Source organism: Lysinibacillus sp. NPDC086135 (assembly GCF_044746345.1).
In the GTDB taxonomy this organism is placed as follows: Bacteria; Bacillota; Bacilli; order Bacillales_A; family Planococcaceae; genus Lysinibacillus.
This window is the reverse complement of the sequence record NZ_JBIVCA010000009.1, coordinates 129922-146254: the sequence shown is the minus strand read 5'-3', so window position 1 is coordinate 146254 and position 16333 is coordinate 129922. Positions and strand designations below refer to the sequence as shown.

At 35.8% G+C, this 16333-nt stretch carries 14 protein-coding genes; 7 read left to right on the top strand and 7 right to left on the bottom strand.

Annotated features, from left to right (window positions below):
* Window positions 1–128 precede the first annotated feature (128 nt).
* A complete protein-coding gene (locus tag ACIPKN_RS13460; protein ID WP_400936725.1) occupies window positions 129–3626 on the top strand; it encodes a S8 family peptidase in 3498 nt (1165 codons plus the stop codon).
* A gap of 570 nt (window positions 3627–4196) precedes the next feature.
* Here the strand turns inward: ACIPKN_RS13460 and ACIPKN_RS13455 are convergent.
* Complete coding sequence (locus ACIPKN_RS13455) at window positions 4197–5300, bottom strand: glycosyltransferase (RefSeq protein WP_400936722.1); 1104 nt, start codon at window positions 5298–5300, stop codon at window positions 4197–4199.
* Window positions 5301–5592: 292 nt separating this feature from the next.
* Between ACIPKN_RS13455 and ACIPKN_RS13450 the strand changes: the two genes are divergently transcribed.
* The 4 genes from ACIPKN_RS13450 (at window position 5593) to ACIPKN_RS13435 (ending at window position 8991) form a co-directional block, all read left to right on the top strand.
* On the top strand, window positions 5593–6192 hold the full coding sequence (locus ACIPKN_RS13450; protein WP_400936719.1) for a glycosyltransferase family 2 protein: 600 nt from the start codon (window positions 5593–5595) through the stop codon (window positions 6190–6192).
* Between the two features lie 31 nt (window positions 6193–6223).
* Window positions 6224–7252: a polysaccharide biosynthesis protein gene (locus ACIPKN_RS13445; protein ID WP_142507102.1), complete on the top strand. Its 1029-nt coding sequence runs from the start codon at window positions 6224–6226 to the stop codon at window positions 7250–7252.
* Window positions 7249–8103: an SDR family oxidoreductase gene (locus ACIPKN_RS13440; protein WP_400936715.1), complete on the top strand. Its 855-nt coding sequence runs from the start codon at window positions 7249–7251 to the stop codon at window positions 8101–8103. Before ACIPKN_RS13445 ends, ACIPKN_RS13440 begins: the two co-directional genes overlap by 4 nt.
* Window positions 8104–8628: 525 nt before the next feature.
* On the top strand, window positions 8629–8991 hold the full coding sequence (locus tag ACIPKN_RS13435; protein WP_400936713.1) for a hypothetical protein: 363 nt from the start codon (window positions 8629–8631) through the stop codon (window positions 8989–8991).
* Window positions 8992–9559: 568 nt separating this feature from the next.
* On the opposite strand, the gene ACIPKN_RS13430 is transcribed toward ACIPKN_RS13435, so the two are convergent.
* From ACIPKN_RS13430 to ACIPKN_RS13420, 3 genes are read right to left on the bottom strand one after another with little or no spacing between them, the layout of a single operon-like run.
* Entirely contained in the window at window positions 9560–10312 is a 753-nt protein-coding gene (locus ACIPKN_RS13430) for a LytR/AlgR family response regulator transcription factor (RefSeq protein ID WP_400936711.1), read from the bottom strand.
* 12 nt (window positions 10313–10324) lie between these two features.
* Complete coding sequence (locus tag ACIPKN_RS13425) at window positions 10325–11044, bottom strand: GHKL domain-containing protein (protein WP_400936709.1); 720 nt, start codon at window positions 11042–11044, stop codon at window positions 10325–10327.
* Window positions 11035–11157 (bottom strand): hypothetical protein, encoded by a 123-nt coding sequence (locus ACIPKN_RS13420; RefSeq protein WP_255504959.1) that lies wholly within the window; start codon window positions 11155–11157, stop codon window positions 11035–11037. The genes ACIPKN_RS13425 and ACIPKN_RS13420 overlap by 10 nt, the downstream gene beginning before the upstream one ends.
* A gap of 237 nt (window positions 11158–11394) precedes the next feature.
* Between ACIPKN_RS13420 and ACIPKN_RS13415 the strand changes: the two genes are divergently transcribed.
* Window positions 11395–12060: a septal ring lytic transglycosylase RlpA family protein gene (locus ACIPKN_RS13415; RefSeq protein WP_400936707.1), complete on the top strand. Its 666-nt coding sequence runs from the start codon at window positions 11395–11397 to the stop codon at window positions 12058–12060.
* Window positions 12061–12290: 230 nt separating this feature from the next.
* Window positions 12291–13397, top strand: a complete 1107-nt coding sequence (locus ACIPKN_RS13410; protein ID WP_400936705.1) for a TolB-like translocation protein — start codon at window positions 12291–12293, stop codon at window positions 13395–13397.
* A 316-nt stretch (window positions 13398–13713) separates the two neighbouring features.
* Here ACIPKN_RS13410 and ACIPKN_RS13405 read toward each other — a convergent pair whose 3' ends face one another.
* The 3 genes from ACIPKN_RS13405 to ACIPKN_RS13395 form a co-directional block, all read right to left on the bottom strand.
* A complete protein-coding gene (locus ACIPKN_RS13405) occupies window positions 13714–14259 on the bottom strand; it encodes an HNH endonuclease (protein ID WP_400936703.1) in 546 nt (181 codons plus the stop codon).
* Window positions 14260–14451: 192 nt separating this feature from the next.
* Entirely contained in the window at window positions 14452–14610 is a 159-nt protein-coding gene (locus ACIPKN_RS13400; RefSeq protein ID WP_400936701.1) for a hypothetical protein, read from the bottom strand.
* A gap of 551 nt (window positions 14611–15161) precedes the next feature.
* Window positions 15162–16289, bottom strand: a complete 1128-nt coding sequence (locus tag ACIPKN_RS13395) for a DUF4261 domain-containing protein (RefSeq protein WP_400936699.1) — start codon at window positions 16287–16289, stop codon at window positions 15162–15164.
* Between the last annotated feature and the right edge of the window lie 44 nt (window positions 16290–16333).

The following is a 16333-nucleotide window of genomic DNA, read 5'->3' as shown; positions in this document are numbered from 1 at the left end:
GGGGAAATATGGTAAAATATAGAATGGTGCTTTTGGAAAAATATATACTTATTACGAAACTTTTCTATTAGTCATACGTATTAGTATAGATGTCACAAATATTTGGCACACTCAAGGAGGGAAAACAGTTGAAAAACTGGAAAAAAAAATCAGTTGCTTTAGTAGCAACTGCAGCACTAATGGTTCCTGCTACTTCTGCCTTTGCTGAAGCGCCACAAAAAACAGCGAAGAACCAAGAGTTAGTGAAAGTAGCTAGCAATAAGGATCAAACATCTAAGAATCAAAAAGAATGGATTAGTCAGGATACGATTATCGTCAAACATTCCGGTCTTGATAAGAATGTGCACAAAAAAATTGGCGCAAAAGTGATCCGCTCTATTCCTTCATTAGGATACGATGTTATCCAACTGAACAAAGGAACAGATTTAGAAAAAGCAGTTTCATATTATGTGAAACAAAAAGGAGTTAAAAAAGTATCTCCAAGCTACGTGTATCATTCCTTTGGCACAGCAGTAGATCCAAAGAAACAGGATATGTACCATTTGAGTCTACTTCAAATTGATAAAGCACTAGAATTAGCAGGCAACAATGATGTAAAAGTAGCTGTTATCGATGGTGGTGTGGATTTTAAACATCCAGATTTAAAATCTCAAGTGCTTCCACCATATAATGCAGCAGCACCTGCCAATACATCTTATCCTAGTGAGCATGGAACACATGTAGCAGGAATTGTTGGCGCGGCAAAAGATAATGGTATTGGAGGACATGGAATTAATCCAAATGCCAAGCTTCTTCCAATTGATGTATTCAACGGAAAAGATGGCGCTAATGATTTCGTTATTGCACAAGGAATCCTTTACGCCATTGAGCAAGGCGCAGATGTTATCAATATGAGCCTTGGCGGTTATGGTGAATCTCCATTAATGCAGGAAGCCGTTCAGAAAGCAATTGATAAAGGAGTTACCATTGTAGCAGCTGCTGGAAATGAATCGACAGACAATTACTCCTTCCCTGCTTCTTACGAAGGCGTTATTAGTGTAGGCTCTACGAATGATCGAAATAAGCTATCGAGCTATTCAAACTATGGTCCATCGGTTGATCTTGTAGCTCCAGGTGAAGACATTTACAGTTCAGTTCATGATGAGAAAAAAGGATCATCCTTTGTAAAATTTAGTGGAACATCGATGGCATCTCCTGTTGTTGCAGGTGTGGCATCCCTACTAAAATCAAAATATCCAGATTTAAAGCCTTATGAAATAGAAGCTATTCTCGAAATGACCGCAAAGGATTTAGGTGACAAGGGCTATGATCTTACATATGGACATGGCCTTGTAGATCCTGTGAAAGCATTACAGTTTAATATTAATAATCTACCAAAACAGTATTCTGAAACAAAAGAAGAGCGCTTGAAAAACGCAAAAGTCCTTAAAAAAGATATAGTAAATACTGAAAAAGGTGAATTCAAGTTACCAGACGAGAAGAAATGGTACAAGGTGGATCTAGACGCAAATGAGTATGCTCAACTGACATTAAAAGGTGCAGACAAATATGATTATGCATTTGATTTATACTTCTACCCTGATGGTAATAAAAAAGAAGTAGAACCAATTAACGTCAATGATGTTCGTGTAGGCAAGCAAGAAGGATACCTATATAAAGCAGATCAAAAAGGAACCCTTCTTATTGGCGTAAAAGATCATAATGGCAGCTATAGCTCGAAGGGTAATTCAAACTACGTATTCACGGCTCAAACGACTAAAAAATTACCAATTGATGCATTAGATATGGCACATATGGAGAAGATTGAAAAATTCCCATTCAGTACAGCCGGGAAAAACTATACCCTACTTTCTGAAGATCATCTAGGTGATAAAGATTATTTTACATTTTCAGTAAATGAACCAACGACACTGAAATTTGATTTAGCTGGGATTCCAGGTGTTTCTGCTTCTATGGAGCTTTATCTAAAAGAAGATTTAGTTAATGTTCCGTCAGAGGAGGACGATGCTGAAGGATTAAATGAGGCCTACCCAATCCGAGCATCTTATGGCACGGATAAAGGCGATGGCGTCAACTTAGTTGTCGATGCTGTACCTGAGGAAGAGTATGTAATAAGCGTATCTAATGAAAACGGTATGAATTTTTCACTTGATATGTTCTTTGGCGGCGGTATTGAAACAGAGCAAACTGTTAGTGAATCAATCATTCCTTACACATTAAAAGGTGAAGTCGTTACCCTTCCTAATGATGAAGACGGACTTTCATCAAATGGAGGAATGCAAGAAAACAACGTACAAAAGGATATTTTATCTTTAACTGAGTATAAAACAAAGAAACGTAATCAACTAAATGATTTTATGAATATATTCATGAATCTAGATGCTATGGGACAACCGGAAAACGTTGACCAAATCATGAACCAAGCAATTCGTTTTGATATTGGTAAAGATCAAAAAGCATACTTCCAAACAGAAGATGATGAAGATTACTTCGCATTTACAGCTAAAGAAGATGCCGTATATGGTTTCCAAATTCAAAAAGGGTTAAACCAATCTCCAGCCGGTAATGTATTCGAATATGATGAGGAAACAAATGAATTAATCCCAGTTTCTTCATTATCGAATGATATGGGGTTACTCAGTCTACTTTTTGGATCAACAAGTGATCCAAACGATGCTAAGGCAATTGCATTGAAAAAGGACAAAACATATGTTGTAAAAGTGATGAATCTTGGTGATCGTTCTGCTGAACCATATACACTTAAAACAAGTAAAATGGCAGCTATTCCAGAAGACGATAATAGAAATAATAACACACCAACTACTGCAAAAACGCTTAAATCTGGTATTACTTATAAAGACCATCTCATTTATCAAGATGATACTGATTTCTACTACTATAAACAACAGGGTAAAGATGAAGTCATGAGTCTTCTTATTTCTTCTGTACCATATACTAAAGAACAGCTAGCTCAATTACCTAAAGAACTTCAAAATGACTTGAAATTTTCAGGCTCCATTATAGAAGATACAAATGGTAATATGGAAATCGATCCACAAGAAATGGCGACTGAAATTCAATTTGGACAAGGTGAAGACCTCCTTCAAATACTACTCGGTCTTGGAGGAACAACAGATGTAAATACTTCTTTTAAAGCAAAAAAAGACCACGGTTATTTTATTGTTCTTAACGGAAGCAATGTTGGACAAGTATCAATCCAGCCATATACTTTAACTTTATTTGATCATAAAAAACTAGATGAAGATGCAGATTCTAAGTTAGTTAATGGTATACCGACAAAACCAACTGTACTTACGAAAAAAGATGATAAATGGGTAGCTACTCAATATCTAAATGCTGGTGTTCCATTTGGTGATAAGGACTATTTTGAATTTAAAAACGACAGCAAACGCAATGTGTCCTTCTCTCTTCAAACAGAAAAAGCACTTGATGGCGTCATCCGTATTATTGATGCAAAAGGAAAAACAGTAGAAACTTTAGATCTTTACGGAGCTGGAGATGCTGAAGTAGGTACAGTCGAACTGGATAAAGGCACTTACTATATTGAAGTAAGTGAATATTACGGCAAAGCTAGTACTCAACCATATACACTTGAAATAAAATAAGATATACCATTGGGCTGAAAAACGAACTTTAAAGAACAATAGACTTTTCAGTTGAAGGTAGTGTAATAGCTGCAAGATTTAAGTTTTCAAAAAAATGAAGGTTTATCCCCTAGATGATGAAAAATCTAGGGGATTTTTTTATACATTTATGTTTTATTCAGGATCATCACCAAAACGTGTGGTTGATTTCCGTTCCGACTGGGCGCTTTGTTGCTGCCGCTTCGCTTTCGCTACAGAAAACATCCGCTACGCTGCAGGGTCTCGGGCCAACACGATGTTGGTCACGAAGGCGTTATCACAGGATGTGATGCTTTTAGCCTTCGTTCCTCTATCGCTGATCCCCGAGGAGTCGCCCAATCTCCACTCCAATCAACTATTTACATAGTAGACGTTTTAACAAAAGTCATTCACAACTTTTGGTGATGAACCTTTATTCACCATAACGAGGATTTTATTTCCATACTCGTTCCCCTACTAGCTCTCTAATCTTCAAGGAGTCGCCTTGTCTTCATGCCAATCACCTTATAATAATGGCATGTTAGAGATGATCTACCCTTCCTCTAATTCGATCTAATTTAAACTTGGCTTTTCCCCTAAATATTCTGCTACTTTTTGCACAATATGCTTCCAATTTAATTCCGCCCTTGCGAATGCTTGGAGGTGTTCACACGTATCCCCCAATAAAGCTTCCTGTTTCGTTACTTGCTGCAATGTCCGCCCAACACTTTGCCAATCATGTGTCGGATGAATTGTTCCATAGCGTTGATTATGAGTAATATCCATAGCCCCATCTACATCAGTCGAAACAATGTAACAACCATTCTTTGCAGCCTCAGCAAATACATGAGCATAGCATTCTACTAAAGAGGTAAGGCAAAAAATTTTAGCCTTTCTATACTCCTCCTCCAATCGTACCTTATCATAAATCGGTCCTAAAATAACGACCTGTGCCGCAAATGGATTTCCATCAAGCACGTTCAACAGCTCCTGTCTAAACGCCTCTGACATTGGACCTACTAACCGAAATTCCCAATCTGAAAGTTGTGCAGCTAAAAATGCTTTGACTGCTAAAAGAATTTGTTTTTCAGGAGCATCTAAACGGGCAACCGTTAGTATTCTATTTTCTTTCTCATTAAATGAAACCGGCTCTGTTTGAAATAGCTCATAAAAACCATTAGGAATACGTTTAATATCTAAATTTAAAAATTCATGAATAGCGTTTTGAATGGATTCAGATTCAGAGGAAAGTACATCACAAAGCTGGAGTAACTCTGAGAAATAAGGATAGGTTTTTAATCGGTTTAACCAAAAACGATTAACATCAAGTTTCATATAAATTTTTCCGTTCGGATTAAATTTTTTATAGGTTTTTAATATCGACAAATACGATGGATACGGTCCTATTACAAATGCAATATCGATGTCCTTTGCATGCTCTATTAAATAAGTATTCATATTAGCAACATAGTCATCCTCAAACGGAATATGTTGAAAAGTAACAGCAGGAAAATTTTGTTTCAATAATGCCTCATTCATTTCCGTCGTCAAAATACTAACATCATATCCTAAATATTCACCTAACAAAATCGGAACAAGGCACAAATCTTTGAAAATATGTGCGTCGGAGAGCTTATACGATTCCACACTACATATGAAGGCTATTTTTTTTGACATAACATTCCCCTTTTTAAAGTCTGTACTTCATTAAAATATGATTTCTCGTTGAATAACGTGAAAAGAATAGTATAAATATCATGAATACACTAGTAAAATCACCTTATTTTTGAAGTGTTCTCTCTTTTAAATAACTAACGATTGTAAGCAATTGCCTATATAACAACTCTTGCAACGCATATTGTAATAAAGAATCCTTTTTGTCAATGAAAGTAAACAGTATAGACTTTATAAAACTTCTACTTACGCCTATTGAACACTTCTACTAACAATAAAAGAATCGAGGTGTTACATGAAAATTAGCTTTTTATCACCTGCCTACAATAGTGAAGAGTGGATATTGACATTGTTAGAAAGTATTCCTAAAGAATACGCCTATGAAATTATCGTTTGCGATGATGGCTCTACGGACAATACTTTAGCCATTTTAAAGGACTATCAAAAAAACTGCCCTGCCTTAAAAATTATTAATCATCCAACTAATTTGGGTGCTAGTGTAGCCTATAATCGATGTATCGCAGAAGCTTCGGGTGATTATATAGCTATCATTGATAGTGATGATCACTATTTACCCGCTATTCGAAACGTCTTAGCCCAAGTAGATGGTCAGTTTGATATTTACTACTACAACATGCTAACAAAGGCAGGCTATGCATTTATAAAAGATGAATCTAACCGTTACACATTACCTGGGCAATTTAAAATTATTCGAAGAAGTTTTATAGGTGATGCAACCTTTACCATAAGAAAAGATATTGCTGGGGATTGGGATTTTAATTGTGCCTTAATGGATAAAAACCCGACAAGTAAATATACAAATGAATTGGCATACTGGTATAACTTCCCAAGGGAAAATTCTGAATATGATTTACATCGTAGAGGATTAAAATGAATCATTACTCCGTACATGCAGAGGTGTAACAATGTTTAAAGATAAAGTTCTTCTCATTACTGGCGGCACTGGCTCTTTTGGTAATGCAGTATTAAAGAAATTTTTGAATACCGATATTAAAGAAATACGTATCTTTTCAAGAGATGAGAAAAAGCAAGATGATATGCGTAAACTCTATCAACATCCGAAAATTAAATTTTTCATAGGCGATGTACGTGACATCCAAAGTATTCACAATGCAATGTATGATGTCGATTTTGTTTTTCATGCTGCCGCTCTTAAGCAAGTCCCCTCTTGTGAATTTTTCCCACTGGAAGCAGTTAAGACGAACATCCTTGGCACTGATCATGTTTTAACGGCTGCTATTCAAGCAGGTGTGAAAAAAATTATTTGCCTTTCCACTGATAAAGCCGCTTATCCAGTAAATGCAATGGGAATTTCAAAGGCCATGATGGAAAAAACGTTTATTGCTAAATCAAGAATGGTTCATCCAGATAAAACATTGATTTGCGGGACACGATATGGAAATGTCATGGCTTCAAGGGGCTCAGTAATCCCTTTATTTATTGAACAAATTAAAGCTGGCAAGCCTTTAACGATTACAGATCCAAAAATGACACGCTTTATGATGAGTCTTGATGAGGCAGTTGAATTAGTTTTATACGCCTTCTCACACGCTGATAATGGGGACATAATGGTACAAAAATCCCCGGCTGCTTATATTGAGGATTTAGCACTGGCTTTACTAGAAATTTTCCAAGCTCAAAATAAAATACAAGTTATCGGAACACGGCATGGCGAAAAAATTTACGAAGTGTTATTAACAAAGGAAGAAGCTGCAAAGGCCATTGATATGGGGAATTTTTATAGAATCCCTGCGGATAATCGAGATTTAAATTACGGAAAATATCTTGATGAGGGCTCTCCTAAAATTACGTTAACAGATGAATACAACTCTACTAATACGAAAATACTGTCCGTCACTGAAATAAAAGAAAAATTATTAAAGCTTCCTCTCATTCAAGAAGAATTACAAAATTGGACGGGAGGAAAACCTTGAAATTTTTAGTACTTGGCTCTACTGGAATGGCTGGCCACACAATTTCACTCTATTTGTACGCCAAAGGGCATGATGTAACAACCTATTCACGAACATCCTTTTCTTGTGGCAATAATATTACAGGAGATATTACAGATACAAATTTTTTAAGGTCACTTTTATTAGATCACGCCTATGATGTTGTGGTCAATTGTATCGGTGTTTTAAATGACGCCTGTGAAACGGACCGCGAGAAAAGTGTATATCTCAATAGTTATTTGCCTCATGCCATTGAATCTTTATTAAAAAACAGTAATACTAAGCTTATTCATTTAAGTACAGATTGTGTATTCTCAGGAAAAACAGCTCCCTATTATGAAAAAAGCCTTCGCGACGGGGAAACCTTTTACGATCGTACGAAGGGACTAGGCGAAATTGAAAGCACTCAACACCTAACGTTTCGTAACTCTATCATCGGTCCTGATTTGAAGGAAGACGGCATTGGTCTCTTCAATTGGTTTATGAAGCAGCATGATACTATTCGCGGCTATACTGGTGCAATATGGACCGGAGTTACTACCCTAACGTTAGCAAAAGCAATTGAACGTGCAGCAATTGAAGGGACAACAGGCCTCTACCACCTAGTCAACAATAGCAGTATTTCAAAATTTGAGCTACTGCAATTATTCAATATGCACTTCAAAGAAAATAAAGTTACGATCCAGCCATATCCCCTCGTAAACATCGATAAAACACTAGTCAACACACGAAAAGATTTTTCATTTATTGTTCCTAGCTATGAAGACATGATCGTTGAGATGAAACACTGGATATGGCGGCATAAAGATTTGTATCCTCATTATTTTAAATGAGTTTGGAGGTTCAGTATGCTAAAAAGAAAGTTCGGTGACCGTTCAGAATGGCTACGAGTTATCGAAAGAAAGTATAGTCAATCATACCTTGACATTAGAGAAATCAAAGGTTTTACTACATTATTAAAAACACTCCAGGTTACTGAACCTTTAACCGTGAATTATGGAGAAAAAACCTATGTATTGTTGATAACGGCTATATATGGTTGCAACAATTTCCCCTTAAAAAAATCATTCTGTAACAACTATGTTTAATGCTACCGGAGAAATAATTCAATGGTATATCGGTATATGCCATAAAAACCTAATAGAAGATAATTTTCCCTGTATAGGTTAATACTAAATAAAAAATACTGTTTTTTCTGATATTCACGAGTATTCTGAATGCAAATTAATCCAAGTTTATGTATAGAACTGTAAAATATTTAGGTTAAAGTTGGAAACAAATTAAACAATAACCAAAATAGTATCTACAATGATTCTGATATTAAGCATGGCATGTCTTACGATTCTGTGTATAAGATTGTGAAGAACAATGTTACTTACTCTACGAAGAACTCTAGTATTTTTACAAATAAAGCGAGATATGGATTATCAGGAACAACGCATTATTTCTTTGATGAAATCAATGAATTAAATTTTTGGTGGCATAAATTTGATTGGAGCAAAGAAGAAAACACACCAGACACTGTATCAGGGATTCATAAAATGTATCTAAATAAAGTAAAAGAAGAGTTTGTTGTTCCTGATCATACAGTTAAAATTAGTGGAACTGATTATTTATGGTATTCTTCTGATTGGAAAAAAGATGGTTTAGATATAGATTTAAAAACTAAAAAAGGAAAAGTTAAAGTGGTTTTAATTTTTTTTGGAAGTAAGAAAGATTGATGATTAATTATAGATTATATAATTGAGATAGATAGAGTAGATTTTGATATGCTCCCTATTAGGTAGACAGATTAAAAAATAAAATCTGTTTATCTAAGGGGAGTATTTTTTATGGGGCGAAGCAAACATCCACTCGAGTTAAAACTACATATCCTTCAATTGTTTGAAGAAGGTCAATATTCTATAAGCGAATTGTGAGAAAGGTTTTTAGTTCATATACAATTAACTTTCAATAGAAAATATTTTAAATTGGTTATATGGACTTAAGTTGAAAGTCTCTTGGTTGAAATCATTGAGAACACCACCTGCATTTAGTCTCTCAATTATAAATTAAAAAGGCGAGGTATTCGACGATTCAATCGTCGAATACCTCGCTAAGTGGAACCAATTGAAGTTTTTCAGTACCCAGTAGATACCCCCGATCATAAATAAATTTTCAGCAGGTTGCTATTGAACGAGAGCCATGCAAATCTCATGATTATCGACTGTTAATTGTCGAATCATAGTATCACTCCTAACGTATCAGCAGAATAACATGCTAAAAAGATATCACTTTTCTGAACTAGCACTATTTAGAAATAATTTCTGTTGTAGAGGCCAGTGCATTCATAAATGCTTTTTTGTAGCGATATGAATAATGACAAATAGAGCCATTTTTCATTGTAATTTTTCGATAGGTTGAGTCAATCTTATGTATATGCTGCAAATTAACAATATACCCGCGATGACAGCGGAAAAAGCGATTATCTAATTGCTGTTCAATATCTGTTAAATTGCTAAAAAATTCATAGACACCACTTTTCTCCTTCAGCTCAATTTTATGTGCAATTGGTGATGTGCAGAAGCAATAAATATCATCAAATGGGATGAATTTAATATGTTCCCCTATTTTCACTTGAAAAGTCATTTCAATTTGTTGGGCATGTATATTTTGATGTTTTTGATAAGCAACATGCAAGGTGTCGATTAAATTTTCAGCTAAACCCGGCTCATTTTTAACAATAAAATCCAGTGCTGCTACTTTGTACGTAAAGGTTAGCCTTAGCTTTTCCACATATGTGGTAATAAAGACAATCGTTGCAAAAGGATCTTTACTGCGTATGGTATTTGCCAGTTCTAAGCCATTTATCTCATGCTGAAGCTCAATATCCAATAAAAAACAATCTGCTCGGTGTTCCTGTATGTATGTAAGTACCTCAGATGGATTAGAGGCGATCAATGCAATCTCAACATCCTCATATTGAAATAAAGAAGAATGAACAATAGTCGATTGCAAAAATTTTCGTTGTTGTGCATCATCCTCACAAATAACAATTTTCATAGTAGACACTCCTTAGAAAATTTGTAACTCCTGAATAAAGCGTTGTTTTTCAATACGCGTGTTTAATGTAACATTAGGATAGGTCTGTAAAATTCCCTTCACATTAGCTAAACCAATCCCTCGGTCTTCTCCTTTAGAAGAGGATTGATAATCAAAGATAGTTGAAATATTGAAGCTTGCATCCTGTAATGGATTGTCGATGACGATAACAACATGGTCATTTGTGGAGAGAATAGCAATATGCACAACTGAATCTGCTTTTGCAACACTCGCCTCAAGAGCATTATCAATCAAAATGCCTAGCACCCTCGTTAAATCAATAAGACTCATATTAACAGAGGATATCGTATGTGGAATTTCAATCGTGACCCTCCGCTGTAAACGATTCGCGAGTAACAGCTTAGAGGATAATAAACCTTTTAGCTCGACGATTTGCAAATTTTCCAATGTACCAATCATTTTACTTTGGAATAAGGTCTGTTGCTCCACCTGCATAATATGCGAATAAAAATATTGCTTTAACCCCTGTACATCCTCATCTTCTATATAGTTTTGCAACGACATTAAAATATTTATATAATCATGGCGGAACTTTTGCATATCTGTATTCACTTGCTCCAATACCTGCATATATTCAAAAAACTGCTGCTGTGTTACTTCCTTTTGCCGAATCGTTTGGATTTTGTTGAGACTTGAAACAAGTAATCTAACAGCAAACACTATCAATAACATATAACTGCCTCTGAAACAATTAGCTTAATACCATATTCAATTTTTAGCTTCTCAGTTTGTGTATGAGATTCAAGTGTAAATAGATTGACTAGTTGATCCTCTATATATTTCATAAACGTCCACCTTTCTTTCTTATTTTACACAAATTATACAATATTGGAATTAATTTTCCTGAAATATTGATTTTTTTTCCTATTTGTTATTATAATAGTATGAGTTAGCGTTAAGGACATATAGATTACTTTATAAGAAGAAACACTCTTTAAAACAAATTTTTCGTGTATTCTTTTTACGTAATATGATGCAACTAGCAACATATTTCTAAAAAAACGCGAAGGGAAAGATGTAAAATGAAAAAATTATTATTAGGCTGTGTAGTAGCATCCACTTTGGTTATTCCCAATTTAGCTTTTGCTGCTAATTCAAATGAAGGGATTGAAACGAGTACAGACAATGAAGCTACTATTCCTGGATACATGGCTCCTGGGACAGTAATTAAATTTAATGAACAGGAAGAATCTGTTATTCTAAGAGAAGGAGATAAAAAACCAAGTTTTATGCAACAATATAGACTTCAAGCAGACGAAACAGATTTGCCAGTTATAAAACCAGGTATGACAGTGGTCTATGATGCTTTAGGTGCACCAATAGTAGTTGTCCCAGAAACTGAAGAATCTATTAATGTTGAAATGAAAGAAATTAATCCGCAACAAGGAATACGTCCTTTAGCCGTAAAAACAGAATCGGGTGAAATTTCTTGGTTTGATATTTGGGCAGAAAGTGGTACAGCATCTGGTTCAAAAGCGAATGATGGTGCGGCTCATAAAACTATAGCTATGAAGACATATGTTAATGTAAAAAGTAACAAGAATTCAAATAAAACAACAGTTTTAATTTTAGATAGAGGACCGTATGCAAAGGGAAGAATTTTAGATATGTCTAAACAATCATTTAGTAAGCTACATACTTTAAGTACGGGAGTATTTGACGGTACGATTAGTTGGGATAGTAAATAATTCTTTCTGATTTTATTTGTTATGGAAAGTCAGTTTACACAATCTTTTTTGGCGTAAACTGACTTTTTCAGTGATTCTGATTGAATTAGCTCTTCTTAATTAGGGGAAATAGGCTGTATAAATTTAAGAAATAACTGAGTTTCTTATCAAAATAATATGTAGTATTTTGATAGTTATTGGTATGTGATAATACAATTTCTAAAAAAACTTCGCAAAGGATGAAGTGCATAATGTATAGATCTGTTTGTAAATACAGGAAAAAAACAATGGGTACTTCTGTTATCATTTTTTTATCGTTAGTATTAGTTTTGTTTGGATGTCAAAAGAAAGAAGATACCAGCCAACCTGTTGGTGATCCACCTGTTAGTGATCAGCATGTTGATGATAATGAAGAACTCATTGTTTCTGTATTTGATAAGGAAGGCAAAAGTAGTGTAGTGGAGATAAATCCTGAAAAAAATGTAGAAAACGAATTAGTTAATAATGAAGAGGTTTGGTTACATGCATCACTTTCAGACAATAAACAATATCTTGCCTATACAAGTGCAAAAGGTGAAGGACCTTGGGAGATTTATTTATTAGACAGAAAGGATAAAAAAACTTATCAAGTTACAAATGATACTTTAGGACAACTTATTCCTAGATTTGGTGATAACAACACCATCTACAGTGAAATACTAGGGGCAACATTCCCTGTATCCAAGATTTCGAAAATAGATGTTAAAAAGAAGAATTCTATTGTATTTGATACAAAACAACCTGACCGTGCTGTAGAAATGTATGATACTTCTAAAGACAAAATTATTGGTGCATTTGTCTCTGAGGAAGAGAATACAGCAAGAAGGAAGGCTGCAAATGATGCTGGTGTACCTTTAGGGCAAATTGTCTATTCAATATATGAAATGAATTTAGATGGCTCTGACATGAATTTGGTAACGAATATAAAAGCCGTCAATATTGATTCGATGGCATATGGACCTAATGGGAATACTGTTATTCTTGGAGGGGCAAATATAAATGAAGATGAAGGAAGCGGCATTTATCAGTTATCTCTTACAGACAAAACATTAACTACCATATTAACAGATCAAATGATTAATAAAAGTAAAAGTCCCCTATTATCAGAGATTGGTCAAAGAAGGCTAGCGGTATTGTCAAAAAATGAGCGATTTATTTATTTTTCGGGTATACCTAAAAATGCAGCAGATGTTAGTTTTGACGGTATAATTTCTAAAATACAATGTATCTATAAGTATGACTTGGATAATAAAGAAATAACGAAAGTATATGAGTATAAAAAACCAGCTTTTATTACGGATATGACGGTTACATATTAAAGTATGCAGTTGTTCAGTCAAAACAAAATCCATTAATAAAAGCTACTAGATGTATTATAGATGCATGGACATACCTCGGTTAAAACAATAGCGTTGAGAGTAGGAAATTACTTGTCTAACCATGTGATAAAGAAAAACACCTTTCATTGAAAAACGGGTATTGAAACCTGAAATAATCAATGAGAAGGTGTTTTTCTATGGGAGCTTGTCCCCTTCGATTTTTGAAGAAAGCGAAAGAAGAAGCGAAACGTAGAACGGCGGGAGTCAAAACCAATCCATAGAATGGATCCCCCCATATAAATCTTGCTTCTCTTTGTCAGTTTTCACTATAAAAGCACGTTTTTCTTATGCCACTAAAAATACTTCTTATTTCTTCGTAACGATTCACCCGCATTTCAGGATGAATACCATAATTTACATAATCCAATTCATCAATTCGTTCAGAGATATGTATCTTGCCTGTACCATCAAATGCAATATAGCCTTTGTCATATAATGCATCGTGATTACAACATAGCAACAAAGCATTAAAAGCATCTAATCTTTCTTCATTTGTGCTATCCTTCCACGGCTTGGAATGACTTACTCTAAGCATTGCACCACATAATGCACATTGATGATTCCATAATGGAGCTAACGCCTCTTTATATTTTTGCTGACCTTTACGAATTTTTACTTTTGCTTCCGCGTCTGTCTCAACTAATATTGGTACAAGTTTATTGCTTTCTCTACTTACAACAGAGCCATTTGCAAACTCTAATTGTTCCTGATTTTCTACATAGATATTCAAATCACTAATCAATTCTAATAACTTAATTGCGAGCGTTTCATTACATGGGTATAAATAACCTTGTATTGCCATTTCCGTTTCTCGATAGTCCCTAATACCCTTTTCTTGAATGTGCTATTTTCATCGCATCATCATGGTCAAAAAGGAAGACATCAGGCAATCGAACTCGCCGAACAATACTATCAAGAAGGATATCGAACAGTGGTGGACTGTGATTTAAAAAGCTATTTTGACACAATCCATCACCAACGACTAAGAGCGTATCTAGAAGAATTCATTACAGAGATGAGATTTTAGTTCGTGAACTGTTATTCCGTCCACACCCGGAGCTCCTCCATTTTCTTTTACCTTTTTAAAAGCTCTCCATAAGTTGCCGTTAGTAACGATTCTATCGATTAAATTGATACCATCTTGTTTCTTCATTTCCATGATTACATCCCTACACGCTCTTATATACTCTTTCGCTTCCAGCTTATCCCTCTATAAGTAGCCATCTTTTGGTCTTTACCTCGATGTTTTCTGTGCTTTGATGGGATGTCTTCACCTCCTTGTTCCTTCAAGATTTAAGATTGTTCGGTCCTTTACTTTTGTTAGAAAGCTACTATGACCTCTGCTGACTTCTCTTGATTCATCCGATTGTTACTCCAATAACCCTCAAGAGACCTCCCCGGGTAAGCGCAACCACTTTCCTCTCATGTAACTGCCAGATTTACTGTATGGGATTCGGGCAGTATTGGACTTTGTTTTGTGCTGCAAACTCGTCCGTCCCAATTCAGCCTTATATCTGATTTCTGTTCGTCAGTTCGAGATTTTGCGTCCGACTTCCTTCAGATTCCACGTCACCATGGACACCCTTGTCTTTCGCTAACAGTTCCTACTGCCAAGCCTGTAGTGGACTTTCACCACCAAGTTGTTGCGCATGCCGGGCGCACAATAAAAAAAGACACCTGCTACGGTGTCTTTTGAGCATGAGACTAGTATTGGATTTTGAGAGTATCCCCATCGACATAAACTGCCTCAGAACGGGATATCGGTAGCTTTTGTTCTGCTGAAAAGCCGATTGTTTCTCCATCCCTTAAAGTGACATTCTCTTCTACTATATATCCGGAAATCATAATCAAAAAATCGCGCAGTTCGGCAGGAGTTGCTTGACTGTCCAGAATTTCAATTTCATCCTTGCCAAAGGCTTTTAACCCATAAGTATATCCATCTACCCCTTTTTCCGTTCCGACCAGGCCGAAATAAACAAGATTCAGTAAAGGAAACATGTCGTCATTCTTCATGGCTTCAGCCATATCCTGAAAAAGTTCAGGTTGGAATACGGTGCCAGATGTATAGATCCCTATTGCGTTAGGAAGCTTTAAACAACTTGCCGCCAGCTTAGTGTAGAGCCTGCCACTGTCCAGCGGGGAGCCGGAGCGGGTAAATGCAGCCAGGATGATTTGAGCAACATGCGTTTGAGTAACCGCCACGGCTTCCTTCCACATGTAATTTCCCTGTGCATAATACTCAGCCTCACCATCGGGTACTGGAGCATCGACAAAACTAACCGCTAACATGCAGTCGTCCACTTCAAAGACCAAGGTTCCTTTCTCTGTTTCTTCGACGTTTTCCTCATCTTCTACTGACGAGCAAGAGATGTTCCAATCATTCAAAAGGTTAGCCTTTATCTGATCAATATCACATTCTGCAGAGTTAAGCAGAACGAACCCGTTAAAAATACCAGATCCATTCTCTTGCGTTTCCGTCTCGTCCTCCATGGATTGAGTAGCTTCATATGCTGCAGCCCGCTGCATCCAGTATTCTCGGATTAATTCTACCATCTTTACAGCTTCTTGCTCTGCAGTCGCAGGGTCATAAGGTTGCATCTCGCTGAATATATGGCCGCAATGCTCAGTGTCAGACGGATCCTCATAACCTCCACATACGCTAAGGAGCCATTTTCCTAACAATGATTTTTTATACTTGAATATATAGTAGTGCATATCATATAAATCAAATTCTGCTGCAATTTCTATTTTCTTGGGTTCTTGCCCAAGTTCATGTTCATCTGCTAGCCAGTCGATCATGGATTGCATTGCTGCTTGTTGTTGAGCTGTCATCAATTTCTCTCCTTTATGAATGTATGCTTCTACAATTATACTAC